21 protein-coding genes, 3 tRNA genes and 1 pseudogene are annotated in these 26,717 nt (G+C 35.5%); 12 read left to right on the top strand and 13 right to left on the bottom strand.

Features of this window, described 5'->3' with window-relative positions:
* Nucleotides 1–210 precede the first annotated feature (210 nt).
* The 7 genes and pseudogenes from rluB to JHT90_RS08620 all read left to right on the top strand — a co-directional run.
* Nucleotides 211–1,137, top strand: a pseudogene (gene rluB / locus JHT90_RS08650) (23S rRNA pseudouridine(2605) synthase RluB); the annotation flags it as partial.
* A 34-nt stretch (nucleotides 1,138–1,171) separates the two neighbouring features.
* Nucleotides 1,172–1,927: a sulfate transporter CysZ gene (gene cysZ, locus JHT90_RS08645; RefSeq protein ID WP_201090383.1), complete on the top strand. Its 756-nt coding sequence runs from the start codon at nucleotides 1,172–1,174 to the stop codon at nucleotides 1,925–1,927.
* Between the two features lie 124 nt (nucleotides 1,928–2,051).
* On the top strand, nucleotides 2,052–2,714 hold the full coding sequence (locus JHT90_RS08640) for a BUD32 family EKC/KEOPS complex subunit (RefSeq protein WP_201090382.1): 663 nt from the start codon (nucleotides 2,052–2,054) through the stop codon (nucleotides 2,712–2,714).
* Nucleotides 2,715–2,726: 12 nt separating this feature from the next.
* Entirely contained in the window at nucleotides 2,727–3,272 is a 546-nt protein-coding gene (locus JHT90_RS08635; protein ID WP_201095818.1) for an NADAR family protein, read from the top strand.
* A 7-nt stretch (nucleotides 3,273–3,279) separates the two neighbouring features.
* Nucleotides 3,280–3,522: an exodeoxyribonuclease VII small subunit gene (locus tag JHT90_RS08630; protein WP_201090381.1), complete on the top strand. Its 243-nt coding sequence runs from the start codon at nucleotides 3,280–3,282 to the stop codon at nucleotides 3,520–3,522.
* Nucleotides 3,519–4,412 (top strand): polyprenyl synthetase family protein, encoded by an 894-nt coding sequence (locus JHT90_RS08625; RefSeq protein ID WP_201090380.1) that lies wholly within the window; start codon nucleotides 3,519–3,521, stop codon nucleotides 4,410–4,412. The genes JHT90_RS08630 and JHT90_RS08625 overlap by 4 nt, the downstream gene beginning before the upstream one ends.
* Nucleotide 4,413: 1 nt before the next feature.
* Nucleotides 4,414–5,322 carry a LysR family transcriptional regulator gene (locus JHT90_RS08620; protein ID WP_201090379.1) on the top strand — a complete coding sequence of 303 codons (909 nt, stop codon included), beginning with the start codon at nucleotides 4,414–4,416 and terminating at the stop codon, nucleotides 5,320–5,322.
* Nucleotides 5,323–5,384: 62 nt separating this feature from the next.
* Here JHT90_RS08620 and JHT90_RS08615 read toward each other — a convergent pair whose 3' ends face one another.
* The 4 genes from JHT90_RS08615 to JHT90_RS08600 all read right to left on the bottom strand — a co-directional run bounded on the left by JHT90_RS08615 (nucleotide 5,385) and on the right by JHT90_RS08600 (nucleotide 9,023).
* Nucleotides 5,385–6,020 carry an SPOR domain-containing protein gene (locus JHT90_RS08615; RefSeq protein WP_201090378.1) on the bottom strand — a complete coding sequence of 212 codons (636 nt, stop codon included), beginning with the start codon at nucleotides 6,018–6,020 and terminating at the stop codon, nucleotides 5,385–5,387.
* A 1-nt stretch (nucleotide 6,021) separates the two neighbouring features.
* Nucleotides 6,022–7,305 (bottom strand): bifunctional tetrahydrofolate synthase/dihydrofolate synthase, encoded by a 1,284-nt coding sequence (folC, locus tag JHT90_RS08610; RefSeq protein WP_201090377.1) that lies wholly within the window; start codon nucleotides 7,303–7,305, stop codon nucleotides 6,022–6,024.
* The gene (accD, locus tag JHT90_RS08605) at nucleotides 7,302–8,255 is read right to left on the bottom strand and encodes an acetyl-CoA carboxylase, carboxyltransferase subunit beta (RefSeq protein WP_201090376.1); all 954 of its coding nucleotides are present in this window, start codon (nucleotides 8,253–8,255) and stop codon (nucleotides 7,302–7,304) included. The genes folC and accD overlap by 4 nt, the downstream gene beginning before the upstream one ends.
* A 144-nt stretch (nucleotides 8,256–8,399) precedes the next feature.
* Entirely contained in the window at nucleotides 8,400–9,023 is a 624-nt protein-coding gene (locus JHT90_RS08600; RefSeq protein WP_201095817.1) for a phosphoribosylanthranilate isomerase, read from the bottom strand.
* Nucleotides 9,024–9,189: 166 nt separating this feature from the next.
* On the opposite strand from JHT90_RS08600, the gene JHT90_RS08595 reads away from it, so the two are divergent.
* From JHT90_RS08595 to JHT90_RS08585, 3 genes are all read left to right on the top strand, one after another.
* Nucleotides 9,190–9,265: transfer RNA gene (locus JHT90_RS08595), tRNA-Asn, on the top strand.
* 7 nt (nucleotides 9,266–9,272) lie between these two features.
* Nucleotides 9,273–9,348: transfer RNA gene (locus JHT90_RS08590), tRNA-Pro, on the top strand.
* Between the two features lie 15 nt (nucleotides 9,349–9,363).
* Nucleotides 9,364–9,439 (top strand) — tRNA-Lys (locus JHT90_RS08585).
* A 396-nt stretch (nucleotides 9,440–9,835) separates the two neighbouring features.
* Here JHT90_RS08585 and JHT90_RS08580 read toward each other — a convergent pair.
* The 5 genes from JHT90_RS08580 to JHT90_RS08560 all read right to left on the bottom strand — a co-directional run bounded on the left by JHT90_RS08580 (nucleotide 9,836) and on the right by JHT90_RS08560 (nucleotide 11,838).
* The gene (locus tag JHT90_RS08580) at nucleotides 9,836–9,976 is read right to left on the bottom strand and encodes a hypothetical protein (protein WP_201090375.1); all 141 of its coding nucleotides are present in this window, start codon (nucleotides 9,974–9,976) and stop codon (nucleotides 9,836–9,838) included.
* Entirely contained in the window at nucleotides 9,973–10,164 is a 192-nt protein-coding gene (locus tag JHT90_RS08575; RefSeq protein ID WP_201090374.1) for a DUF4224 domain-containing protein, read from the bottom strand. Before JHT90_RS08575 ends, JHT90_RS08580 begins: the two co-directional genes overlap by 4 nt.
* On the bottom strand, nucleotides 10,139–10,330 hold the full coding sequence (locus JHT90_RS08570; RefSeq protein WP_201090373.1) for a hypothetical protein: 192 nt from the start codon (nucleotides 10,328–10,330) through the stop codon (nucleotides 10,139–10,141). The genes JHT90_RS08575 and JHT90_RS08570 overlap by 26 nt, the downstream gene beginning before the upstream one ends.
* Before the next feature lie 508 nt (nucleotides 10,331–10,838).
* Nucleotides 10,839–11,066, bottom strand: coding sequence for a hypothetical protein (locus JHT90_RS08565; protein WP_201090372.1), 228 nt, complete (start codon nucleotides 11,064–11,066; stop codon nucleotides 10,839–10,841).
* Nucleotides 11,067–11,397: 331 nt separating this feature from the next.
* Nucleotides 11,398–11,838, bottom strand: a complete 441-nt coding sequence (locus JHT90_RS08560) for a hypothetical protein (protein WP_201090371.1) — start codon at nucleotides 11,836–11,838, stop codon at nucleotides 11,398–11,400.
* A gap of 852 nt (nucleotides 11,839–12,690) precedes the next feature.
* Between JHT90_RS08560 and JHT90_RS08555 the strand changes: the two genes are divergently transcribed.
* Nucleotides 12,691–16,341, top strand: coding sequence for an autotransporter outer membrane beta-barrel domain-containing protein (locus JHT90_RS08555; protein ID WP_201090370.1), 3,651 nt, complete (start codon nucleotides 12,691–12,693; stop codon nucleotides 16,339–16,341).
* Nucleotides 16,342–16,540: 199 nt separating this feature from the next.
* Nucleotides 16,541–16,831: a hypothetical protein gene (locus tag JHT90_RS08550; RefSeq protein WP_201090369.1), complete on the top strand. Its 291-nt coding sequence runs from the start codon at nucleotides 16,541–16,543 to the stop codon at nucleotides 16,829–16,831.
* 269 nt (nucleotides 16,832–17,100) lie between these two features.
* Here the strand turns inward: JHT90_RS08550 and JHT90_RS08545 are convergent, their stop codons facing one another.
* The 4 genes from JHT90_RS08545 to JHT90_RS08530 all read right to left on the bottom strand — a co-directional run bounded on the left by JHT90_RS08545 (nucleotide 17,101) and on the right by JHT90_RS08530 (nucleotide 26,715).
* Entirely contained in the window at nucleotides 17,101–17,319 is a 219-nt protein-coding gene (locus tag JHT90_RS08545; RefSeq protein WP_201090368.1) for a hypothetical protein, read from the bottom strand.
* A gap of 375 nt (nucleotides 17,320–17,694) precedes the next feature.
* Complete coding sequence (locus JHT90_RS08540) at nucleotides 17,695–18,120, bottom strand: hypothetical protein (protein ID WP_201090367.1); 426 nt, start codon at nucleotides 18,118–18,120, stop codon at nucleotides 17,695–17,697.
* 505 nt (nucleotides 18,121–18,625) lie between these two features.
* A complete protein-coding gene (locus JHT90_RS08535; protein ID WP_201090366.1) occupies nucleotides 18,626–22,858 on the bottom strand; it encodes an RHS repeat protein in 4,233 nt (1,410 codons plus the stop codon).
* Nucleotides 22,859–22,899: 41 nt separating this feature from the next.
* Nucleotides 22,900–26,715, bottom strand: coding sequence for an Ig-like domain-containing protein (locus tag JHT90_RS08530; protein ID WP_201090365.1), 3,816 nt, complete (start codon nucleotides 26,713–26,715; stop codon nucleotides 22,900–22,902).
* Between the last annotated feature and the right edge of the window lie 2 nt (nucleotides 26,716–26,717).

The following is a 26,717-nucleotide window of genomic DNA, read 5'->3' as shown; positions in this document are numbered from 1 at the left end:
CAACAAAATCTACCTTATGAAGAATATCAAAGACGTTATAAGCAAATAATGGCTGAATAATATTCTATGATTAAGTCTAATAAAAAGCCTAACTTAACAGTTAGGCTTTTTTATTTAACTGAAATTTACATAGTTATGGTGGGTTTCATTTCGCTTAAATGATACAATAATTAATTATTTATAAATCTATTTACGCCGTGAGGTGCCCTGATGACTGATGAATTACCTATTGAAATAAACCAAACTGGAGAGCGTATCCAAAAAGTACTAGCCAATCTAGGTATTGGTTCACGCCGCGATATTGAACGATGGATTGTTGATGGTCGGGTAAAAATTAATGGTGAAGTAGCTACTTTGGGTCAACGAGTTGCAGGTAATGAAGCGATTACGGTGGATGACCGTCCTGTCCGTGTGCAAGAATTAACCCCCTTACGTCGAGTAATTATCTATAACAAGCCTGAAGGCGAAGTTTGTACACGCAGTGATCCTGAAGGGAGACGTACAGTATTTGAGCGTTTACCTCGTTTAAAAGTGGGTCGTTGGATTAATATTGGTCGTCTAGATATTAACACGTCTGGTTTATTGTTATTTACCACAGATGGTGAGTTAGCCAATCGCCTAATGCATCCTTCTTCACAAATGGATAGAGAATATGCAGTGCGTATTCGTGGTGAAGTAACGGAAGAGATGATAGAGAATTTAAAGAAAGGGGTAATGCTAGAAGATGGTATGGCTCAGTTCTCTGATATTCAAGCAGCACCTGAAGGTGATGGGTTAAACCGTTGGTATCATTGCGTGGTAATGGAAGGTCGTAATCGTGAAGTGCGTCGTTTATGGGAATCACAGGGATTAGTGGTTAGTCGTCTAAAACGTGTACGCTTTGGCCCTGTATTTTTGACCGCTAGTTTAAGTGTTGGTCGTTGGCGTGAAATGGATCAACGAGAAGTTGATATTCTTAGTGCAGAGGTAGGTCTTGAGCCAGTGGCATTACCACAGTTAACGACTAAAGTAAAAGATCGTATTCAACGTTTACAGCGTAAAATAGTTAAACCTGTGAAGCCCATAAAAGGGCAACCTGCTAAAAGGTCACGGGCAACAACGATTGCTGAGCGGCCTACTACGGCTAAAAGAAAGCCTAAACGTTAACTGGTTATAGTTTGACTAAGAAATAATGCAACCAATACAGAGTAAAAATACGGGCATTGACTATTTTATAACAGGTTGGAAGCTTATTGGCCAACCTGGTATAAAACGTTTTGTTATATTACCCATGTTGGCTAATATCATAGTGATGTCTTTGTTACTGTGGTGGTTTTTTGCACAGATTAGCAGTTGGCTTGATATTGGTATGCACTACCTACCAAGTTGGCTACAATGGTTAAGCTATGTAGCCTCTTTTATAATTATTGTCATTATGGCGATTTTTTTCTGTTATTTTTTTAGTCTGATAACCAATATTATTGCCGCACCCTTTAATGGCATTCTTGCTGAACATGTTGAAGCCAAATTAACCAATCAACCTGCACCAGAAACAACTATTTGGACGCTATTAAAGGATATTCCTCGTATTTTAAAAAGAGAGCTTTATAAGTTACTTTACTATATTGTCTGGGCAATACCTTTATTATTTCTCTATTTTCTGCCTGTTGTTGGGCAAACGGTTGCGCCTATTATTTGGTTTATTTTTACGGCGTGGATGATTAATATTCAGTACGCAGATTATGCCTTTGATAATCATAAAGTAAGTTTTTCAACAATGCGCCAAATGCTTGCTCAGGATAGGGTAGATAATCTTGTATTTGGTTCATTAGTCAGTCTTTTTACTATGATCCCTTTATTAAATTTGATTATTATGCCTGTGGCTGTTTGCGGTTCAACCGCTATGTGGGTGGAGCATTATCGCGATCAGGTTGTAGAGAAAAAATAACTCATCATTATTTAAGCGTATAATTTTTGTTTAATTAATAATCTTGTAAAAAAAGCATATTCTTTACAAAAAAAACTGCTTGATCAGTTATAATTAGTCTATTAAAAACTAATAAGTAGTTGTTATGACTAAGCTAAAAATCCAACCTATTACAACAGAAGCCTACCAAACATTAGTTAAAGATGCCAAAGTTTTAGAACAAGATACAACTGCACCTAAAGTATTGATGCTGGCGGATGGTAAGTTTCTTAAGTTGTTTCGTCGTAAACGTTGGTTTTCATCTGAGTTAATATACCCATATGTACAGCGATTTGCTGATAATGCACTGGTGTTAAATAAATTAGGTATAGCAACACCCCATATTCTACATCTATATCGCTTTAGTTTAGCTGAGTTAGATTTTACCGCTGTTCATTATGAACCTTTGGCTGGTGATACATTAAGGCAAGTAATGGCAAATGTGGATCAAGATCAGCAACAGTATTTTATAACCTTATTTGGCCGGTTATTAGCTACATTACACCAACAAGGCGTTTATTTTCGTTCTATTCATTTAGGTAATGTATTGGTGTTACCTGATAATACTCTTGGTCTTATTGATTTTGCTGATATGACAAAGCAAGTAAATGCGCTGTCACAAAGTAAACGTGCTAGAAATTTAAAGCATATGCAACGCTATAAAGAAGATGCAAGCTGGTTATTTGATGATTACTTTACAGCTTTTTATAACGGCTATGAATCAGTGGTTGGTACTAAAGATAGTCTATTTTTAAAAGATCAAGGATAATCAATGCAGTTAATGGATATCAAACAGCTTTGCAGACTCTATCAAGCAGGGGAAAGGTTTAAATATCTATTCTTTTGGGGGCATACAGAAGCTAAAAATGCACCTGTTTCTAAAGCCTGTTTAAGCCAATGGTATCCTATTAGTTTTGAAGTAGATGGTATACATTATTCTACTGCTGAACATTTTATGATGGCTGGTAAAGCTAGATTATTTAATGATCAGCAAGTATTGGCAAAGATATTAGTGTGTAAAACTTCGGCTGAAGCAAAGGTTTTAGGTAAGCAAGTACAAGGATTTAAACAGGATGTATGGGATGAGCATTGTTCACAAATCGTGATAGCAGGCAATTTGGCAAAGTTTTCACAACATCCCAAGCTAGCTGAATATTTGTTAAATACAGGCAGTAGGGTATTGGTAGAGGCTAGCCCCGTTGATAGAGTTTGGGGAATTGGCTTGGCAGAAACAGCCGATACGATAGAAAATCCTTTAACATGGCGTGGCAAAAATCTATTAGGGTTTGCTTTAATGGCAGTCCGTGATCAGTTAAAAAGTAGGTGATAGATAAATGGCAAAGAAGAAGAGTGGTAACAGCTTTGAAGTGTCTTTAGTTGAGTTGCAAGCATTAGTTGAGCGTATGGAATCGGGTAAATTGACTTTAGAAGAATCATTAGCTGATTTTGAAAAAGGCATAGGCTTAACCCGTGAATGTCAATCAGCCTTAACGGATGCTGAGCAGAAAGTACAAATGCTTTTGGAAAAGAGTGATAAGGTGGAAACGATCCCTTTTGATGTGGAAAGCCAGTCATGAGTTTAATAGCGGCCTATCAGAAAGTTTGTCAACAACGCGTAAATGCTTTATTAGAAAGTTTATTTGAAGCGCCTAGTCCTGAACAGGCACGTTTGTATGAGGCTATGCGCTATAGTGTAATGATTGGTGGTAAACGAATAAGGCCATTATTAGCTTATGGTGCTTGTGAAACGCTAGGTGGTATCTTAGAGCAAGCGGATGGTGTAGCCTGTGCAGTAGAACTTATTCATGCCTATTCATTGGTGCATGATGATTTGCCTGCTATGGATAATGATGATTTACGAAGAGGTCAGCCAACTACCCATAAAGCTTACGATGAAGCTTGTGCAATTTTGGTAGGCGATGGTTTGCAGGCAATGGCTTTTGAGGTTTTGGTAAGTCCTAAATTAAATGTGCAAGCAACCGAAATAACCTTGCAAATGGTACAAATTTTAGCACAGGCATCTGGGCCAAAGGGTATGGTAGGTGGCCAAGCAATTGATTTACAGTCAGTGGGTAAAAAGCTAGGTCAGCAAGCTTTAGAAAATATGCATCGTCATAAAACAGGGGCTTTAATTGAAGCAAGTGTGGTACTGGGTGCATTAGCTAGTGGTAGAGCATCTATCCCACAAATTGGTCTACTAGCGGATTATGCCAAAGCGATTGGTTTAGCCTTTCAGGTACAGGATGATATTTTAGATATTGAAAGTGAAACGCAGGTATTAGGTAAAACACAAGGTTCAGATATTGCTAATGATAAGCCTACTTACCCTGCTGTAATGGGGCTAGAGGAAGCTAAGCAGTATATCAAACAATTGCACCAACAAGCACTGGACGCATTAAGTGGCTTTGCAGAGTCTGCCAATGTGCTAAGGGATATAGCCACTTATATTGTTGAGCGACGCCATTAATATGATAGATAAACAGATGACTATTGATGTAAATGATTTAGCATTATTTGCTAAGGTCATCGATTATGGAAGTTTTACTGCTGCAGCTGATCATATCGGTTTGCCTAAATCTACGCTATCAAGAAGAATTACTCATTTAGAGCAGCAGTTAGGAGAACGATTAATTATACGTAATACCAGACGACTGGCTATTACTGAGTTTGGTCAGGCTGTTTTGGATCATGCTCATGCTATTGAGCAAGAAGCTTTGGCGGTAGCTGATTTAGCTAATTACCGACAAATTATTCCCAGTGGTAATTTAAAGGTATCAATGCCCCCTAATTATGTGGATTTTATTCATAAAGATTTTTTCCAAAATTTTATAAATAATTATCCCCATATTGATTTGGATTTAGATTTCTCAAGCCGTCGTGTAGATATTGTAGCGGAGCGTTATGATTTAGCTATTCGGATAGCCTTTAAATTAGCTGATGATGCTACATTGGTAGCCAGACCATTAAAAAACTTATCAGGTGGGCTATATGCTAGCCCTGCTTATTTAAAAAAGCATGGTATTCCTAAAACACCACAGGATCTTGAAAACCATATAGGAATTCATTTAACAAACTCATTGGGTGAAATCCAGAATTGGCAATTAAAATGTGGTAAAGAAGCTTGGCAGGGCATACCAAAAGGACCCGTGACCACTAACTCTATTGAAATGATTAGATTATTAGCGACTCAAGGTGTTGGTATTATTTCTATTACCTCAACCTTAGTGCAGCAATATGTGGACGAAGGGAAGCTAGTTCATTTATTGGCAGATTGGGAAATGCCTACTATTACCATGTGGGCAATTACTTCTGGTCGAAAGTTATTGCCAATGAAAATACAGGTGTTTTTAAAGGAATTGAAACAGGCATTAATTTAATACCTAATATAGTGTAAAAAAGAGGGCTTTTAGCCCTCTATATAATTAAAATATAAAATCAGTTATTTCTTTTCTGGTTTAAACTCAGTAACAAACCCTTTTTCTTTAAATTGTTTTTCAATGGATTTTTGTACACGAGCTGCTTCTGCTTTTTCAATAAATGGACCTACAAACACACGGTGCATATTACCTTCACTGCGAATATAGGCATTGTAATTAGCTTGGCGTAATTTATTAGTAAAGGTTTCTGCATTTTGCAAATTAGATCCTGCCGCCACTTGGACTGTCCAGCTAGGTGTTATGCCTTGAGCATTAGGCTGAGAAACAACAGGATTAGTCGGTGTCGTTGTTGTGGCTGTATTACTACCAGTTATTGGGGTAGTAACAGTGGCTTCAGGTGTGGTCGCTGCTGTAGTAGGGGCAGCTGAATTAGTGGTGTTATTGTCTACAATAGGCTGTTCAGGTTGTATTGGTTCACTCGTGGTTGTAGTCGGTTCAGAAGTAGGCGTAACTATCGCTGGCGGTAATTGGGTAGCAGGTTGTGCAGGCTTAGTAGGCTCTAAAGGCACAGTAACTACAGTTTCAGGTAGTTTCTCGCCTTTATTATTAAAAATCATGGGTAAAAAAACTACTGCTAATACGATGACTACCACCGCACCTATTAAACGTTGCTTTAGATTACCATCAAAAATAGACATATTATTTCCTGCTTAAACTTGCTAACCACTGTAATCCTTCTGCCACCACATAAAATGAGCCAAACACAAGGATTTCATCGTCTGCTGTTACTTTATCTGCTTGTAAGAGTAAAGCCTTCTCAATAGAGGTGCAAGCAGTAACTTGTTGCTGTTTTTGTACAAGCATAACCGCTAATTGTTCTGCTGTATTAGAACGGGGTGTATCTAAAGGTGCAACCGCCCAGTCTTCTATTAAAGGCAATAATGGCGTGATAACGCCTTGTAAATCTTTATCAGCTAATAAGCCAAATACAGCATAACGTTTACCTTTAATGGGGTGCTGTTGTAAATAATTAGCTAAAAAATCAGCTGCATGGGGGTTATGACCTACATCGAATAGTAGATTAATAGTTTTATCGTGATAATTAAGCTGATAATGATCTAAACGACCAGTCACTTTTACCTGTTGTAAGGTGTTAATAATCGTTTCTTGTTGCCATGCTAAGTCTAATAACGCAAAAACCTGTACAGCTGTTGAGGCATTAACCATTGGTAGATTGAGTAATGGAATATTGGTTAAGCTTAATAAATTACCTTGCTTATCTTTGCCTTGCCATTGCCAATGATCCTGTTCTATAACTAAACTAAAATCTTTATCTCGAATATAAAGAGGGGCACCTTTGGCGGCTGCTTGTTCAATAAGTGTTATAGGTGGATTGTTATCACCACAGATAGCAGGGCTATCTTTTCTAAAAATACCTGCTTTTTCAAAGGCTACCGATTCACGGGTATTACCTAGCCACTCTTGATGATCAATGCCAATGCTAGTCACTACCGCTATATCTGCATCAATTAAGTTTACTGCATCTAAACGACCGCCTAATCCTACTTCTAATACAACCGCATCTAAATTAGCTTGTTTAAATAACAACAAAGCCGCTAGGGTACCAAATTCAAAATAGGTTAGTGATATATCACCTCTCACTTTTTCAATGGCAGTGAATGCATCACAAAGCATAGTTTCAGTAACAGGTTGTTGTTTAATAGTAACCCGTTCTTGATAGTGCAGCAGATGAGGTGAGGTATAAAGCCCCACTGTTAACCCTTGGCTTTCCAGTAAAGCAGTAATAAAGGCACAGGTAGAACCTTTACCGTTGGTTCCAGTGACAGTTATAACAAGTGGAGCAGGGCGAGTTAGCTGGAGATTTTGGGCAACTTGTTGCAGACGATCCAGCCCCATGTCAATGGAGCTGGGATGCAATTGTTCAAGATAAGCTAACCATTGGTTAAGGTTATGCTTACTCATTCTTTGGTTGGTTCAACCACTTCATCAATTGTTGGAATTTCTGCACTTGTAACAGGTACAAAGGTAATTTCAGAAGTAGCAGTTGGTGTAGGAGAAGGTAGGCCTTGTAACTGAGCTAATATTTTCGCTAAGCGTTCACGTAGTTCATTGCGTTTGATAATAAGATCAATTGAACCATGTTTTAGTAAGAACTCGCTACGTTGGAAACCTTCTGGTAATTTTTCACGTACTGTTTGTTCAATAACACGTGGTCCAGCAAAACCAATTAGCGCATTTGGTTCAGCCACAATTACATCACCTAGCATAGCTAAACTGGCAGAAACTCCACCATAGATAGGATCGGTTAATACAGAAATATAGGGTAAACCTAGTTCACGCATACGGGCGAGTACTGCTGAGGTTTTAGCCATTTGCATTAATGAGAGAAGGGCTTCTTGCATACGTGCGCCACCTGACGCTGAGAAACATACAAAGGGACAACCTTTCTCAATGGCAACATTAGCAGCTTGTACAAATTTCTCACCCACAACACTACCCATTGAACCGCCCATAAAGCTAAATTCAAAAGCACAGGCAACAATAGGGTTATTAAGTAAAGTACCACTCATCGCTACTAACGCATCATTCTCGCCTGTTTCTTTTTGGGCAGCAGCTAGACGATCTTTGTATTTTTTAGAGTCTTTGAATTTAAGTCTATCAACAGGTTCTAGGTCTTTAGCAATTTCTTCACGACCTTCTGTATCTAAGAAAATATCTAAGCGTTTCCGTGCTTTAATACGCATGTGGTGACCACATTTAGGGCATACGTCTAAGTTTTTTTCAAGTTCTGGGCGATATAATACTGCCTCACAAGATGGACACTTGTGCCAAAGCCCCTCAGGAACTGAGCTCTTTTTTGACTCAGAACGCATAATGGAAGGAATTAGTTTATCCACCAACCAGTTACTCATGCTTATTTATTCCTCTCGTTATGGGTATAAGCGGTAGGAGAACTATTTTATAAAACAGTACACCTAATATTTATAAAAGTGCTATTTTACCCTGAATTAGTTAAAAAAGTTATTTATTTCTGTTATAAATCTTTAATTAAATCATTATAAACTGCTTCTTACCTTGTTAATAAAGGCTTTCATTTTATTGTGATCTTTAATACCTTTTGTTACTTCAACACCACCACTGACATCCACTGCATAAGGTTTGGCTATTTGTATAGCTTGTTGAACGTTTTCTACAGTTAAACCACCTGCGAGTATAATAGGTTTATCAGTTTGCTGTGGGATTAGTGACCAATCAAAAGTAGTGCCAGTTCCACCTTGTATCCCTGCCACATAACTATCCAATAAAATACCCTGTGCTTTATTATAAGGTTGCATGATTGCTACAATATTGGTAGTTGGTTGTACCCTTAATGCTTTTATCCACGGTTGCTTAAATTGTTCACAGTATTCAGGTGATTCGTCGCCATGAAATTGTAGTAAGCCTAAAGAAAGTTTGCTGGATATGGTAGATACTTCTTCATAGGAAGCATTAACAAATAAACCTACTGTAGTTATAAAGGGAGGTAAAGCCGCACAGATTTGTGACGCTTGATCTAAGGTTATAGCTCGAGGACTAGCAGCAAAAAATACTAAGCCTATCGCGTCCGCACCTGCTTTAACAGCCGCTAATGCATCTTCTATACGAGTGATACCACAGATTTTAATACGCGTCACAACTATTTCTCAAATAGGGTTATAATAAAAGTAGAGTATAGCAAGTCGCAGGATTTTTAAAAAACTTTATATTTAAACAAAAAAACAGTTGACACATTTTTAAAAATCCGTAAAATGGCGCCCACCTTGAGAGGCAACATAAAACAACCTTTCTAGGGTAAGTTTAAGTGATTCCGCGATAGCTCAGTCGGCAGAGCAAATGACTGTTAATCATTGGGTCCCTGGTTCGAGCCCAGGTCGCGGAGCCAAATTTAACGGAGTATAGCGCAGTTGGTAGCGCGCCTGCTTTGGGAGCAGGATGTCGGGAGTTCGAGTCTCTCTACTCCGACCAAATCAAAACTGATTTGGGTCGTTAGCTCAGTCGGTAGAGCAGTTGGCTTTTAACCAATTGGTCATAGGTTCGAATCCTATACGACCCACCATATAAAAAGGCTTATAGAAAAATCTGTAAGCCTTTTTTTATCCCACAAAATAAGCCTTGTCCCACGCAGCATAAAAAAAAGTTGCTCTCATTTTACGCTAATCGGCTAATTCAGGTTTTCTTCTATCAGAAGCATATTTTTCTGTGTTTCGTCACGGTATCTAAAAACCCATGCTGATTTAAAGCCTTTTACTCTAACGTTGACAAATACTTTTTTGATTATCTCAATTGAGGCTAAGTTGTTTTCTCGTGTTGTTTTTCCCTTGTTAGGAACGAATACAGCTAAATATTTATGAATTAAATCAGCGATTATTATAGGAAGTTCTTGATTTATAGGTTGATTCTCTTTTTCTGACAGTTTATTAATTATTTTTGCATTAACCAGTAATGCTTCTGCCTAGTTTTTTCCCAATGTAATTTCTTGTTTACCTTCGAATAATTCTTGTTTTTGTTCTACTGTCAACCACTTTGGAACTTTATAACGCCAAGCGCCATTTTTCCACCTAACATTTTGAGCAAAAGGTTTTAACCGTATCAATTTGGCTCTCCTTCAGGATCATTACTTTGTTTATATTGATTGGCTGCTACGGTAGTAACAATGGGTTTGCCTTTTTCAGGATGGATATAAAAGGGAATTCCCATCTTTAAAAGCGTTTCGATCTGCTTGCCCTTATGTTTATAAAGGGTTAAGTCTCTTATCTCAGATTGGGTTAATACTTGGCTCATCTTGACCACCATTTTCTAAAGTTTGATCAGCTCGATTAGTTGTAGTAGATTGCTGTGTAGTGGGAGAGATATTATTATAAGTTTCCTTATGTTCTCCCTCGCATTCATACACAGTAATACAGCCTGTTAAAACTAACAGGCTGAACGTTATAAATAATCTAAGCATAAGTTCTCCTTATCTGTAATAAAGAGCACAGCTAGTAACTAAATTACAAATTAATAGAGTTACGGTAATTAAATAATATCTTTTCATGATTATTCCTCTCAGTTAGTGCTATTATCTTGATTTACTAGCTTAGCTATTTTTTATTGCTGTTTCTTCTTGCTTAATACATAAATTTAAAATATTTTTTCTTTTATATTCAGTTTTGGGAGTATGTAAAAACTATCTGTGTGTTTGTTATGTACAATAACAAATACAAATATCTTCACACCTTCTTCAATTATCATCGAATAAGCTCCTCTATAACCTCTAACTCAGTGCCTAGAACCTGTTTTAATAAAGAAATGGCTTTTATAAATTATTCATCTGAGTTTATACCTCTATCAAACATTTTATAGAACATGATGGTTAATAGGATCATTTGAATGATTTTTTAGGTTTTCACTAATTACCCTAAGAATATATTTATTACCTAAGCAAGCTGAATGATCTATACTAACTTTCATCATAATCATTCAATGCCCTTATTGGGTTTATTAAATAATTCAATATCAGTGTCATTCCAACCCGCAAGCCACAAATGTTTTAAACAAAAGGCTTTATCAGTATAGGCAGGGAGTGGAGCAGCTTTAGGTTTGTTGTATCTTCTAGCTTTTACGCCAGGAATATAGGCTTTATGTGTATCTTTATAACGGATTGTTAAAGATAGTGCTTTATTACGAGCTATAATTAACCTCATAACATAGGCATATAAACACTTTATTAGTTAAAATGATTTAGTAGGAGTAGGGTATGAGTAAAAGTTTTAGGCATTAGTTAAGCTAGATAAAGCTAATATCAATCAAAGTGGTCAATTGATCTACTAGATAGCTAAGCTCACTTGAACAGAGTTTATATTACTTAATTGGAAACCAAACGAACCAAGCCAGAGAAAGAAGCTACTAAGTGAGACCAAGAGTTCAAAACCAAAAAACATGAAAGCCAAACTATTTCTAATTGGGTTAGTCAGAAATTACCTATTGGATTATTTTAAAGGAAGTGTAAAAATACACTTCCTTTAAAATTATTTATTATTCAGGGATAAAAAATTGTGCTGAGACATAAAAATCCATGCGGTCTAATTCGTCTAAGTCATCAACTTTTCTAGCTGAGAAATAAATTACATCCTCTTTTAATAGTTCAACGCCAAATATCGCTGGATTTCCACCATAGCCGTTAAAAACTGTTGGAGGAGGACCAAAATATTGTTGAACTCCACAAATTTGGGTTCTAATATAATTTCCTATATCCCATAACCCATAACGATAACTAGCTGATGCTAGCATCACCATTTTATTGTTATTAACATTAGTACTTCTATTAGCTAAAAAGGCATCTGATAAATACCAAATTGTTTTACCAACATCTTTTGCAGCTTTAACTTCAGCAGGAATTGGAACTTCAACTACATATTCATCAAGAATATTAGTTGATGAAACATAAGATGTTTTGGATGCGAATGCAATCTTCATTATTAATCTCCATTTTTTGTTTAAGGAGTTAACATTTTCATCCTAAATAAATATGTAATCTTTTTGTCACAGACAGAATTTTAAATAAAAAAATATCTTTTAACATTATTATTTTAAGAGGCTGTACTGATAAGCAAATAATAACAGAAACAAAGTTTATCCAAGTAATGCCACCCGTTATATTTGCATGTTAGCGTTTAACAGTTAAAGCATACCAACCAACAACTAATGGTGAGCTTTATGAATACGCTTCAATGAAGATTAAAAACCTCAACCTTTGTCCTAATCAAAGTGGATGCTTTAATAAATTGGCAGAATAAATCATGATTATTGCCATGATTAATGAATATTTAATCGAATAATGCAGATCAGTAAAGATGAATTTGTAAAAAAATAAATGCAATTAGATATGATAATACCTTGGATTATGGTAAACGTGTAATGTCTACTATAGCTATTAAGATGAGTGGCCCTAAAGATGATTTAGTTTCTAAAAATGAGGGTATCAATAATCCATTTGATATAGAGGATCTTTTACATTTTGATCTAACAATATTCTATACATTAGAGAATTAATGAATTAACAGAAAACCTTGAGTTTCTAAATTGTGTATTTTGTTATGTATCATTATGAATAATCTATGAATAAATAGTAGGAATTATTAATTTTTTATTCGTTTTTGATAATTAGATATTAAAATATCAATATATCAGATATTGGTAAAGTAATATGTTTAGTTAGTGGTGGATATTAAATAATAGTTAGAGTAGTTGTTTTACTTGTTGTTGCACTATCTTCTTTCCTTTTAATTTTTATTCCTAGTTGTCCTTTTGTTAGTTGTTGTATTTCTTATGCAAAAATATAGTTTCTTTTTATTTAGTTTATTTTTCACTGCATCTCCAGTTGTTATTTATGCTGCGTCACCAACTATTACAGTAAGCCCTGATAATTCTACAGTTACTTATGAGGGTGGGACTATTAATGGCGCGCTTGTGCAAAATGGTAATATTAAAAAGTTAGTAGTTAAGGGTACAGAAATTAATAATGGAAGTACTACCCTGAGTAAGGGTTCTGCTATTAGTTTAGGTGGGGTTAATGGTGCTGATAAATATAATAATAATTATGGTAACCTTGAAGTAGAGGTTGATAAAAATACCTCTATCACCGCTACAGTTGCTGCTAATATTGCTGGTATTTATGTAAGAACAGATACTGTTGACTCTTTAGCTAAAGTAACATCAGGTGCTTCTATAAATTTGACGAATACCTCATCTTTTCCTCAAGCAGTATGGATAGAGAATAGAGGTGGTAGTGGCGAGCTTAATTTAACACAAGATAGTGATATTACTGTTACAGGCAGAGGATCAATAGCGGCTGGTATTTCTGCAAAAGATAATGCTTTGATTGTTAATAAAGGAAACCTTACTTTAAATGGTGATTTTGGAATACTAATTAGTGCAATGGCTGCAACTGCAAATGTTACTTCTACAGGTAATATTACAACGAATGGCTTATCTAATGTTGGTATTAGTGTTAATGCAACAGGTGTAGATAGTATTGACACACCTGCCATACAAGCATCCGGTAAAATTACTATAGGTCAAGATACAGCAGGCGCTATTGTTAATGGCGGAAGTGGTTCAAAAGGTATTTCTTTAACGACTGCGAATAAAGAGAGAGGATCCATTATTTACAATGATGAACAGAATAGTATTCGTGTTAATGTAGGTTCAAACTCAGCGTATTTATCAGCACTTTCGGCTGGAATTTATAGTATTAATACTGGTGGTGGCAGTAATTATATTACTGCTATTACAAAGAGTATTGATATGTTTGGTGATAATAGTGTTGCTATTATTGCGGATAATAAAGGTGGTGCTACAGGTAATATTCAAATAAAAACCGTAGGTGATGTTAATATCAGTGGGGGTAATACTGTTGGTATTAAAGCAAATAATAGTAATACACAGGGAACTACTGTCATTGATTATACAGGGAATATTTCTATTACTGGCTCAAGTGCATCAAATCTGTCATCGAATATAGGCATAGACTCTACCACAATGGGTGCTATTTCTATGGTTAATGTAAGAGGAAGTATCAATATTGATTCAGACAAAGCGGTAGGTGTTTCTTCAGTAGTAACCAATACGGGCGCATCTTCTATTTTGTTTGGTGATATTAATAAAGCAGAACGTTCTTCATTAAATATAAAATCGCTAGGTAATTCTGATGCTAATAAACTAATAGGATTATTTGCGCAATCCAATGGGCTAGGGAATACTTCATTGATTCAGGTAAGTTACGCTGACCAATTAAAAGTTTCTGGTGAGAGTGAGACTACCACTATCTCAGCTAATGGGGCAAAGAGCAGTTCAGCTATGGTTAGTGTCATGAACGCAAATGTGATTTCTGCTACTTCTACAAAAGGTAATGCCACAGCTATTGCTGCAAAAACAATTAATCTCGGTGATGGTTCAGCTGCTGTGGTAGTTTGGGAGGTAGAGGAGGTTATAGCTAGCTCAATAGAAGGCAAAGCTATAGCTATTGATGTTGCATCTGTTAATAATAGTGGCGCATCTGTGAGCATTATAGATACTAAATTGGTGAGAGCCAATTCAACAGATGGTGTAGCGATTCATGCAGTGAGTACGGTAGGAGACAATGTTGTTTCATTAGTTGGTGATACTACTATACAGGGTGGAACAGGTAGTAACGGTGCAGGTATTAATTTAACTAGCTCAACAGGTAATATAACAGTTAATAATATTGGAGGTACTATTACCTCAGATAATGACCTTGCTGTAATTACTAATGGTGATGCTACTAGAAATTCTACCGATATTTTAAATATGGGGAAAATTATAGGTTATGTAACGTTAAAGGGTGGTAATGTAACAGTGAATAATGAGCAAGATGGCTTATTTTCACTACAAGATTTTGGTGCTGATGGTAACGCTAAAGGCATATCTACTTCCACAATAGGTACTGATGGTAAAGGTGTATTTAATAATAGAGGCATAGTTGCATTTGGTGATAAAAACTTTATTGGCAGTAATATCAATACAACAACCAATGCAGTTATCCAAGTAGGTACTTTTAATAATGCTGGTATTATAGACCTAACTACTAATAGTTCAGCGAGAGCTAATACAGCCGTACATAGTAATTATATTGGTAATACGCTCACTATCAATGGTAATTATGTATCTGAGGGCGGTCAGTTAATTGTTAATACCTTAATAGGTAAAGATGATAGGGTTGATGGTAAAAGTGATCAATTAATTGTTAATGGTGATATCTCAACAGGTGCAGGTGGTGCAACGTTGGTGACTATACGTCCTACTCAGGATAGTATTAATGCGCTTATTACTAACCCAGATCATGGTATTAAGATTGTTGAGGTGAATGGTATCAGCTCAAGCGATGCATTTGTATTGAATAGTCCAGTATTGGCAGGCAGATATGAGTATATTTTAAGTCAACCTGAAGATGATCCTACTAATTATAGTTGGTATTTAAGTAATAAGGCTAAAGCGGGATGGACTGAGAGTTATTACAACCTAAACCCATCAATAGGCGCTTATCTAAGTAATCAAACGGCTGCGACAGAAATGTTCAAAATGTCACTGTTTGACAGATTGACTACAAATAATGGTGCAAGTGATGATGCTGAGCAAAACTTTTTATGGTTTCGTACTAAGATGACACATGAAGGGCATCGTAGTGCTAGTAATGCTTTAAGCAATCGTTCTCGTACCTATATGGCACAGATGGGTGGAGATTTAGCTGTTTTAAAATTAGAAAAAGGTTATTTACATTTAGGCGTTATGGCGGGGTATGGTGATCATAAAAATACCAGTACCTCTAGAACTACTCGCACGAAAGCTGAAGGTAAGGTGAAAGGCTATAATGCTGGCGGTTATGCTACCTATTTTGCCAATAGGGATACTCAAACGGGACTGTATATTGATACATGGACTGAGATGAATTGGTTTCGTAATAAAGTTGAAGGCAAAGGACAGCTAGCAACACAACATTATAATAGTAATGTTTGGAGTAGCTCTATTGAAGTGGGTTATGGTTTACCTATTTCAAATAATAAACAATATGAATGGTTAATCACGCCACAACAACAATTTATTTATAATTTATATGATGCTGATAATCAACATGATAAGAATGGTTTAATCGTTACTGCTAATAAGGCCAGTGGTTTAGTGAGTCGTACTGGTATACGCTTACATGGTCGTGGTATACAAAAATCTATGTTGGAACCCTTTTTAGAGGCTAACTGGATACACTCAACAGCTAGAAACCAATTAAAATTTAATGGTGAGAATGAACATGATGGGTTACCCCGTAATCGTTATGAAGCTAAGATAGGTGTACAGGGAAATATCAATAATAAATGGAGTCTATCTGGTGAAGTAGGTGGTGTATGGGGTGAAAATCAGTATAACGCCTATCAAGCTCAAATTAATGTAAACTACCATTTCTAGTTGGCTATTTAAAGAAAAGATGCTGTTTAATTTGACAGCACTTTTTGAATTATAAGTAATTTACTAATCGCCATAAAAAACCAACTTAATTGTTGGTTTTTTTATTTATAATTCTCCTATATATCTTGTTAAGGCAAGAAGAATCAATAGGTTATATTTAATAAAATAGTATCTCCATTAAACATTAAAGGAGATTAATATGGAATATACAAAAGTGGCTGTTACAGCAGGCGATATATCAGATTGGGAGTCTGCATTTATGGGGATAGTTCCTGCTAGGCATACAGTTGAAGTAAAACTGGAGTTTAGAGTTGATAACCCATCAGATGTGCATTGGGAGATAGCAGACGCTGTACAACGAGTAACAGTTTTTAATGGAACACTTATGGTTAAAATTCCTGGAGATAAAAATAAATCAGTAGAAGATGTTAGAGCAGAAGCTGTAGCATTTACTAAGACTTTGTTAAATAGTAGTTTAGTAAACAACTAACTAAAATTTAAATTAGTAATAAAAGACCTCTGAATTAGAAATAGTCAGGGGTCTAATTATTTATGTTCTGTCATACATATAAAAAACTTTTTAGTATTTATAGAAAATATAAGCAATTAATCATTTAATGGATAATTACTATAGATGTTATATAAAAACTTTGTTAATTTTTAGTAAGAAGTTATCCTAGAAGAGTTTTACTTAAATTTAAAAGCCCCGTTTAAGGGGGCTTTTAAGTTAATCGATTTTTAAACGGGTTTAACCTTTATTTAGGATAAAGACTGTGTACCCCAACATTTGATACCATTATCAGTAATAATAAAAAAGTTTTCTGTAAACAACGTGGTAAGGTAACCTTTGGCAACTAGATTATTAGCCGCATGGTAATGGCTAGAGTCACTTGTTATTTCTACACACCTAAATTCTTCAATTGGATGATCTTTAGCTGTATAGGCCTTACTAAGTATTAATTGCTCTTCTTTAGTCATAAACCTCCCCGTAACTCATTAATTAATAATTATTTTTTACTTTAAGTTAATGCTATAAAATTTGATTTTTATATTTCAATAAAGCAATTCAAACATTTTTAATATACCAAATTTTTTTTTAGAATTGCAAGATATTCATATAATCTTTTAGAAAGAGTTTAACAAATAATTATAGCTAGTAGGTGTTGTGAAGCGCGTAGGGAGTAAATAAGGAATCTTTATTAAATTCAAATAATCTTAAATAATAATGCTATTAATATATTAAAATAGAGTGAAATAAACTAAAGCAAGAGTGTTATGGTGCAAATGCCAATTAAATTAGCCGAAAAAATAGTTATAAATAAACCTACATTAAGTAGGTTTATTTATAACTATTTAGAATGTTCTTAAATATTCAGTTATTTGATTTTCCGAGTTATAAAGATATCCATGGTTTTGAGATAATTTAATATCAATTGATTTAATATTCTCATGTTTCAAGCTATTTCTTGCTTGTCGACGTAACTCCTTAGGCGATCTTTTAGGTAGTAAAGACTTTCTAGCATTGAGAAATAAGCAATTTGTTTTATTACTATGATCAAAAGATAAAATTATATCTTGTCTAGAAAAGATTAAATCATCTTTGGTTACAACAGTTATTTTGGCTTTTAATCGGTCTGTAAAAGGTTTATTAAAGCATATTTCTAGTGGTGAGCTTGTGTCAGGATCATTGACTATATTAGTACTAATAACTTCAACATTATCAGAGCAAGCCACACAGGAAATAGATATAACTAAAACTAATAGATAGCGAAAAATCATATATTCACCATTTTTAGCAACCTAAAGTGGGGGATGTTAGTATAAAGCCTCTAGTTTGGTTGATTCTTTATTGCAAATAGTTTTAATTTCTAACTTTTGAAAGCCATCTTACAGTTATTTACTAATCAATTATCAATGGAAATAACTAATACTATTTTTTAAAGTAAACACTCCTTTTAATCAGGTCTAATTCGGTTAATTAATATAGCAAAAAGATTTTATTTTTAATAATGATTTTAAGTAAACAGTAGTATGAGTTTTTTTAGGTTTTATAGTGAAAGTTGAATAAATTCACATGTTGAAAACTGTATAACTAAATTCAAAGATATTGGAAAGAGGAGGCATTAATTTAGGTTTAGGCATTGGAAAACTAATTGTATAGGAGGTACATAAAAGTACTATCAGTAGCTATAAGAACTTATTATTAGTTTAAAAGATGTAAAAATTGGTATATAAGTATACCAAGAACAGCCTTGGTATACTTTAGAAATAGTTTTATTAATGATTACTTACATTCACACTCATCAACATCATTTACTACATATTTATGACTTGTATACCTACCAACGCTTCCAGCTACCCCGAATCCTTTTCCTGGTATTAATTTTATAGGAAGAGAAGTAGATAGTCCTAAATCTCCAGGAGTCCATGAGTTTCCTTTATTTATTACGGCTTCATCACCCATATTGATTGATAGTCCTCCAGATGCCCCATATCCCGCATTAACATCAAAAACTAAACCTGATTCTTTTGATAAACCTTGTTTGAGAGGTCCTTCAGAAGTGGAACCACTTAGATTTACTCCAAATCCAATATATGCACCCCAACCAAAATTAACACTAGTTTGGGATTGAAAAAATAACTGGTAACATTTTAACTTTAGAATATTATCAGGTATTGAGATACCTACTGAAATACTTGCACCAGATCCAAGACCTAAAAAGAGAGGTGGAATTCCAGCATGAAATATTCCAGAGAGCCCAACACCAAATTGAGTTGCTAATCCATTGTAGTCTAATTTAATGATTGAATTATTATTTACATAAACATATTCATTTAGCTCATGATAATATCCAAGAAAATCATTTTGAGTATAACGACCTATAGAGGGATTATAGTAACGGAACCAGTTGTAATTTAACCCTGTTTCTTGGTCAAAATATTGTCCAGGAAAGCGTAAGTTCATGGTTATTTGGTTATTAGTATTTAAGTTAGTTTTACCAAAAGCTTCTGTTATACTTTTCCATGTGGTTTGGCCTTGATTATCAACAGCTAGTTGGGGGGTACCCAAATGATCTGTATAGAGATAATTATATTTGGTGGTTGTAAGGTTTGAGCTTTGAGTTAGGTTCGCTTGCCATAATGGTTGTGTTCCCCATTGTGTATTGGGTTCCCAGCCATAAGCTACAAACATTGTACCTTGTTCATTTAGCTCACCTATTAAACCTTCTTTTGTATAGAGGTAATAAGTGGTTTCACCTTTTACAGTTTTACTAATACGACGCCCAAAAGGATCATATTGATAATAAGCAATTTCTTGTGTACCATCATTTATGGCAGTTAAACGATTAGCTGCATTATATTGATAGGTCAATGTCTTACTATTTTTAGTTTCTGTGGCTAAATTACCATTTTCTGAATAGGTTAATAGGGTATGTTGGTTATTTTCTGTATATTGAATTAATTGATTTTTGCTATTGTATAACCAATTGCCATCCTGACCACTGCCAATACGATTATTAACAGTATCATAGCTGTAGGTTTCAGCGCTTAATCCTATTTGTTGCAATGATGGTGATGGGGTAACCGTTGTTAAACGATTTAATAAATCATACTTGTATTCAGTTTGACCATCTTCATTACTAAGATCAATAATATTATGTACTTTATCGTATTGGTAATCTCTATTCATTAATAGGCTATTTTGATTATTAGTTATCTTAATATTAGTAGGGCGTAATAATCCATCATAGTTAATGGTTTTGGTTGCTCCAGGGAAGCGAATTAAGCTAGGTTTTAACCATGTGTATTGTTCCCAAGTAATTTTTTCACCATTGGCGAGTCGTACCTCTTTAATTAATCCTTTTTCATAGTGAAAGGAAGTTTGAGTATTATCAGGGTAGGTTAAACTCGTTAAGTTGCCATCAATATCATATGTGTACTTTAAGGTATTGGTAATTTTTTGCGTACCTGTACCATAAGTAATGGTTTCTTTAATGATACGACCTAGCTCATCATATGTGTAATTGAACTGACTATGAGTATCTCCTGTTTGTATAATATTGGTTAGTTGGTTAGCAGCATCATAGTTATATATGATAGTTTGGCTAGGAGAGGTTTGTTCTTTTAAACTGTAGTCTTTTTGAGTAAGACGACCCGCTTTATCGTATTGATAAACTATAATATTACCTACGGAATCTTGTTCTTTAATTTTCTGATTGGCTGTGTTAAAGGTATATTCAACCACATTACTAACAGCCTTGGTCTCTTTAATAAGATTACCATTATTATCATAGCTAAATTGATAATTATTACCCTGTGGATCAATTAGTTTTGTAACATTGGCAAAAATGTCCCACTCTTGTTTGCTGTTATTTCCTAATGCATCAGTTAAACCAGTAGCTTGTTTAAAAGTATTCCATTGTAGGCTAGTTGTACTATTGTTTGCTTTTGTTATATTAACAGGCACATTAAGTTCATTATAGCCAATACGATTGATTAACTGATTTTGTGCATCAAGTATTTGGGTAATTTGAGTAGGGAAACCTAGTGCATTGTATTGATAGGTTTCACTGTAGGCTGGATAAATAGTTTTAGTTAATAAACCACTTAACTTAGTATTTTCAGCACCATATTCGTATTGATAGCTATTACCAGCCATATCTGTTTGTTGGATAAGGTTGCCATCAATATCGTAAGATTGAGTTATTGCTAAACCTGAGGGTAATACACCTTTAATAAAACGACCATCCGTATCAAAATAATAACTTTGGGTTTCATTAAGTGCGTTGGTTTTATTAACTTGCCATCCGCTATCGCTAAATTGATAGTTATAGGTAACCACTTTACCTAATGGATTAGTAATAGAGGTTACACGTCCCATTGAGTCCGTTGTATAGGTATAGTGATGGTTTAATGGGTCTATTATTGCAGTAGGGTAGCCCGCTGCATTATAGGTAGTTTGCCATGTATTGTTTAAGGGATTGGTTACACTGGTAGCTTGCCCTTGAATATTGTAGGTAAACTGGTAGGTATGGCCATTACCATCAGTAAATGAGGCTACATTACCGTAAGTGTCAAAGGTTTGACGTAAGGTAATGGTTCTGTCTTTACTTTTAAGAGTAATGGTGGTTGGTTGGCCAAAGCTATCATACTTTAATAGTGTTGTTTGCTGTTCATTTTTACCTTCTGCTGCAATAGCTTGTGTTAAGTTGCCTTTACTATCATAGCTGTATTTGTAGGTATTGCCCTGTGCATCGGTATAACGAGTCACCTTGTTAAAAGTATTTTCATAAGCAAAACTTTCGCTTAAACCATCTGCTCGAATAATTTTAATGGGGCGACCTATGCTATCAAAGTGAATAGCATTGGTATAACCGCGTTCATCAGTATATTTAACGACATTATTATCCCGTTTAATATCTTCTGTCTTTTTTCCATTACTGGAACTGGTAAGTGCTTTGCCGCTTTTATTATAGGTTCTACTACTGATACGGTTTGAACTACCCGATTTTACAGTGTCAACTTTATAGGTCTTAGTAGTGCCATTGTATTGGCGAGTAATGGTTGTTTCACCAGCACCAGATTTTGACTGCTTGCCAGCAGTAGCCATTGTATAGCCTTTACCTGATTTCCCTGTAGAGCCAGCTGTAATAACTTTTATGTATTCTATTTGACCAGCATTTTTGCCACTGACCATACCTGTTGAAGCTGCTTTTGTACTGCTACTGTATTCAATTTTATTAATCGTACTATCAGGTGCAGTGGTTTGGCTGAGTCGGCCTTTATCGTCATAACCATAGTGCCAATCATTGCCTAGCACATCAGTTACTTTGACTAATAAATTACCTTGCCAGAGATAGGTTACTGTACGATTTTCACGGTCTTTGGCTTCAATTAGGCGCTCGCTAGTATCGTATTTAAAGCTATATACGAGCTCTCCATGATGGTCTCTAATGGCTGTACGACGACCTTCTGGGCTGATATCAAAGCTTACTTTGTTGTTATTGCTGTCACTGTATTCAGTAACACGGCCTTTACTGTCATAATTAATCCAGTTACCTTGACGATCATACCATTGCCAGCCTGACTCTGTTTTCTTAATATAGGTTTGGCTAGCGCTGTATAGATCAGTGTTACCTATTTTATAATAAATAACACCTGCTCTATTAATGCTAAATAGAGCTTTGTTAATTTCATAGGCTTTAAATTCTAAATCTGCCCATACTGGATTGATATACCAACGATTATTAGTCCAAGTACGATTTAGTTTTATTTCGCCACCTTGTGCTTTGACGCTAAGGTCTATACTGCTTTCTGTATATTCTGCATTAGGTAGTTTAATTTTAGATCTGGACATAGCATTCGAGCCTGCAAAATTAGGCATAACTTGTGCAAATACTGTTTGTGGTATTGAGATAATAATCATCATAATTACTAACCCAATTGATAATATATAGTCGATCGTTGTTTTCTTTGATCTTTTCATTTTGTGTCGTTTATGTTGTTTAGCTAACATAAGATGATTCCTTGTATCTAAATCTATAGAAAATTATTCTGTTATTGATTACCAGCTTGAGAGCCTTCGCCTTCACAGCACTCACCCTCACACTCTGGTGTACAACCATCGGTTAATGGAATAGGGGATGATGTGGTTCCACCACCTGTCCAGCCACCTGATGCACCACCTGAAGTACCACCACCGAAACCGCCAGAACTCCAACCGCCACCACCGATATTGTTACTACCACCAACGGAGGCTGTATTACAGCTTTTACCTGCTACTTTGTTGTAGTTACCTTGGCTTTTTCCATTTGAGGTATCACCATTGGCGCATTCGCTGGTATGTTCTTCTGAGAAGTATTTAACATAAGAGTCACAATCTTCATTTGTAGTCTCTGTGCTAAAGGCACTGGCCATTCTGAAAGCAGGTTTTGCTAAGGCTGTGACTTTATAGGGGATAACGACTCTTGTTTTGGGGGCAATAGTAGAAGGCACTTCAGCCAAGAATTCGTAATGAAATTTAGTATCTGAAGTGGGTGGGAAAAATTTCACATTTTCTGCCTGTACTAAGCCATAGTTTGTTAGTACTAATTCCCCCGTTTTTACATCACCTGCCTGCATACCATTTAGGCTGATAGACATGGGTTCAAATACCATAATAGGAGATGGAACTTGGGTATTAAAACTCGCTTCTAGTTCAATTTCATACTCATCTTGAACAGTAGTTTCTGTAACATTGAACTCGATATTGATAAGTTGGTATTCCATAAAAATATGTTCATTGGTTGTTACATTAGAACGTATGACTAACATGCCACTTGTATCCACGTGATCTGTTGCACTGGCACGATAGCGATAAATGCCTGGCGGAATATTGTTAAGTTCAGCCACACCTTGTTGATTGGTTTTTAATTGGTATTGCTGTGTAACTACATTCTCGTTTTGCAGTTTAATAGTGACATTAGCTACACCCTGAATAGGTAGTCCATTTTCATTGAGTGTTGCTGTGTAGATATCGGCTACATCAAACATAACAGAGCCTTGTCCATGTTGTGTGACAGATACAGAAACAGGAATAGTACCACCGTTACCATTGCTTGCAGTTACGATAATATTAAATCTATAAATACCATCTGCTAAGCTACTATCTGGTTGTGCAGTAAGCTGTAAATCTAGTGTTTCACCTACCTCTAGTGAGCCTAATTGTTTACTACTAATAAATACCCAATTGGGTGCTGGATTGTTGTTTTGATCTAGCAGTTTAATTTGTACATTTTCAGCAGCAATTAAGCCTTTATTGGTAAGTTTGATACTTTCTACAATACTGTTTGCTTGTTGCACACCTGTTTCTATATAGGTTGGTGTAACAGTAAGTGCAGGTGTGGCAGGTGTTAAACGGTAGTTAATTTGGAATTTACCGCGTTCTAAATCACCTGAATCTGTAGCAAAGGCAGTTAAAAATAATGCGCCTGTTTCAGGTGCTGTATCATCTGCTTTGAAATTAATAATAAGCGGTGCACTTTTGCCTGCTGCTATGTTAACTGTGGCACTGGTATCAATTTCAATGCCTTTAGGTAAAGTACCTGTAGGTTGGTCTTCTGCTTTTAACTGCCAATGCAGGTTAGTTGCTCCAGCACTGCTAGTAGCTGTTACTTTGATGGGGGTTGCTAAATGTCTGGCAGTGGTTAGGTTATAACCTGTTATATCAAATTTAATACGATTAATAGCAAAATTACCTTGCGCATAGGTTTTTGATTCTTTGGGATGAATAGCCATTGCAGTATAAAGCCCAGCATCATGCGCTTCTGGCTCAAAAGTATAGGAGAATGTCCCTGTTGCATCAGTGACTACATTAATTGTTTTATCAAAACCATTTGTAGTCAGTAATAGGGTTAAAGGCAGATTAGCTGCTTTTTCAGCATCTGCACGATAAATAGCATGTCCTGTAAATGTAATAGGTTGTGGCCCATAACTTGTTTTAGGCGAAATATCAGTTATTTCCCCTGTATAAATAGTTTGTGGTATTTCAGGTTGCTGTATATCCACCTTAATTTGACGTGTTAATGTAACCATTTTATTACTGCTATTAATGACATTAACTTTAATGGTGTAATCACCATTTTTAACTTGGGTAACATCCCATTGGTATTGATAGGGAACTTTAGTTAGCGTAGTTTTTTTGCTATTGTTGATGTAGATTTCAACTTGTTTAATCGCTAGTTCATCAATAGCACTGATTTCAATTTGAGTGGGTGCTACTAGGGTTAAACCTTCTGCTGGCGTAATAAAACTAGCCGTGGGGATAGGTAGTTTATATTCAACACTAATAAGGTTGCTTAGCTCACTTGTTGCTGAGTCAGTTTTAATGGTTGCACTGAGTTGATAGTTACCTTCATTGGGTAAAGTGATAGTGGTATTAAAATTATTTTGTTGATCAACTTCAATTTCAGAACCTATCACTTGACCATTAAGAAAAAGTTGCACTAAACCACCTGCTTCACCTTTACCTGATACCATTACGGTTGCTTGATTTAGCTTGCTATTGGTTACAGGAGTTATAATGGTAGGGGCTAAAAGCTCTATCGATTTAATATTAGAAAAATCGGAAGTATTACCAATTTGGTCAACGGCATTTATACGTGCATAGAGTGATCCTCTATGGTTGATACCTGTAATAGTGGCAGAAGTGTTTTCAATAGAAAGTTGCTCTGTCACTAGGATAGTATCAAATGCCTCATCACTGGCTATTTGTAGATTAACTTCGGCAAGGCCACTGATATCATCAAAGGCTTGATAGATGATTTTAAGAGTTTCTTCATTTAAACGAGAGAAACTATCAATTTGTACTTGTGGTTTACCCGTATCAACTGTAATAGGTAAAGAAAAACCTGACCAAAATTCCCATGTACCACCATTGTTAATACTGCCTCTGACTCTGGCTTTGTAGCTTTTACCATTGGTTAAGTTAGTGTTATAAGTAAACTCACCTACATTACCTAAAACCTGTTGTAAAACGATATTACCTTGTTGATCTTGAATTTCTATTTGATAGGAGGTAAGGGTAGAAAGTTGGCTCCATGTCCAATGTAAATCTGTTTTAGTATAGCGACTGGTAGCTACAGGAGGTCTCACACTAAGCCCAGAAATATCAATAAAGTCATATTCAGCTTGTGTGTTAACTGTATAGCCAGTTAGTGTTTCATTAGGTGTAAATACAATAGCTTGCTCAGAGGAAAGGGCATTGGTTTGATTACAACTAATTTGTTGTACTAATTTGTCTTCACCCTGAATACCAATGGTTGCACTATTGCCTTTACTACGATCATCGAATAGATTGCGGTACTGGAATTTTATTTCATTAGAGCCTTCATATAGAATGGCTTGGAATGTACCCATCGGTAAATTAGAGCCATAAAAATATTGATTAGTCCATTGCGCAATTAATTGACGGTCTGGTGCTTCTCCAATGGTTTCATAATAAACGGTACCATCAGGTTGGCCTGTTACATTGGTTCTTAAATCATCCCAAAATACATAAAGAGTATTATTAAGACTGCCAGGTAAACAGCTATTAGAATAAGCTGTTGATGGATTAGTAAATTGTAGAAGCCCGTTAGTTGAAGCGTGAAACTCATTAAACTCTTGTTGATATAATTTAAAGTTAAAGCCAATAGGGAAAGGGCCTTTAACTTGATCGTCACCAGTTAAGCCAGTATTAGTGGCAGCTATAGTTAAATTGCTGATTGCAATAAGACTACAAAAAGCAATTAAGCTGGTTATTTTCTTTAACGTTAATGTGAATAATCGGTAACCTTGTTTTTTAACTAAGTAAAGTAAAAACAAGGTTCGATTATAGTGTTGCAATATGTTCATAT

This window comes from Entomomonas asaccharolytica (assembly GCF_016653615.1).
In the GTDB taxonomy this organism is placed as follows: Bacteria; Pseudomonadota; Gammaproteobacteria; order Pseudomonadales; family Pseudomonadaceae; genus Entomomonas; species Entomomonas asaccharolytica.
Note: the sequence above shows the minus strand (reverse complement) of the source record. Positions and strands in the feature narration are given on the sequence as shown.

Bases quoted from the DNA above. Each gene is read 5' to 3' on its own strand.
- JHT90_RS08620 (WP_201090379.1), top strand. From the start codon at position 4,414: ATGATAGATAAACAGATGACTATTGATGTAAATGATTTAGCATTATTT.
- JHT90_RS08550 (WP_201090369.1), top strand. From the start codon at position 16,541: ATGGAATATACAAAAGTGGCTGTTACAGCAGGCGATATATCAGATTGG.
- JHT90_RS08570 (WP_201090373.1), bottom strand. From the start codon at position 10,330: ATGCTTAGATTATTTATAACGTTCAGCCTGTTAGTTTTAACAGGCTGT.
- accD (WP_201090376.1), bottom strand. From the start codon at position 8,255: ATGAGTAACTGGTTGGTGGATAAACTAATTCCTTCCATTATGCGTTCT.
- JHT90_RS08640 (WP_201090382.1), top strand. From the start codon at position 2,052: ATGACTAAGCTAAAAATCCAACCTATTACAACAGAAGCCTACCAAACA.
- JHT90_RS08625 (WP_201090380.1), top strand. From the start codon at position 3,519: ATGAGTTTAATAGCGGCCTATCAGAAAGTTTGTCAACAACGCGTAAAT.
- JHT90_RS08630 (WP_201090381.1), top strand. From the start codon at position 3,280: ATGGCAAAGAAGAAGAGTGGTAACAGCTTTGAAGTGTCTTTAGTTGAG.
- cysZ (WP_201090383.1), top strand. From the start codon at position 1,172: ATGCAACCAATACAGAGTAAAAATACGGGCATTGACTATTTTATAACA.
- JHT90_RS08535 (WP_201090366.1), bottom strand. From the start codon at position 22,858: ATGTTAGCTAAACAACATAAACGACACAAAATGAAAAGATCAAAGAAA.
- JHT90_RS08540 (WP_201090367.1), bottom strand. From the start codon at position 18,120: ATGATTTTTCGCTATCTATTAGTTTTAGTTATATCTATTTCCTGTGTG.
- folC (WP_201090377.1), bottom strand. From the start codon at position 7,305: ATGAGTAAGCATAACCTTAACCAATGGTTAGCTTATCTTGAACAATTG.
- JHT90_RS08635 (WP_201095818.1), top strand. From the start codon at position 2,727: ATGGATATCAAACAGCTTTGCAGACTCTATCAAGCAGGGGAAAGGTTT.
- JHT90_RS08560 (WP_201090371.1), bottom strand. From the start codon at position 11,838: ATGAAGATTGCATTCGCATCCAAAACATCTTATGTTTCATCAACTAAT.
- JHT90_RS08575 (WP_201090374.1), bottom strand. From the start codon at position 10,164: ATGAGCCAAGTATTAACCCAATCTGAGATAAGAGACTTAACCCTTTAT.
- JHT90_RS08615 (WP_201090378.1), bottom strand. From the start codon at position 6,020: ATGTCTATTTTTGATGGTAATCTAAAGCAACGTTTAATAGGTGCGGTG.
- JHT90_RS08555 (WP_201090370.1), top strand. From the start codon at position 12,691: ATGCAAAAATATAGTTTCTTTTTATTTAGTTTATTTTTCACTGCATCT.
- JHT90_RS08565 (WP_201090372.1), bottom strand. From the start codon at position 11,066: ATGAGGTTAATTATAGCTCGTAATAAAGCACTATCTTTAACAATCCGT.
- JHT90_RS08530 (WP_201090365.1), bottom strand. From the start codon at position 26,715: ATGAACATATTGCAACACTATAATCGAACCTTGTTTTTACTTTACTTA.
- JHT90_RS08545 (WP_201090368.1), bottom strand. From the start codon at position 17,319: ATGACTAAAGAAGAGCAATTAATACTTAGTAAGGCCTATACAGCTAAA.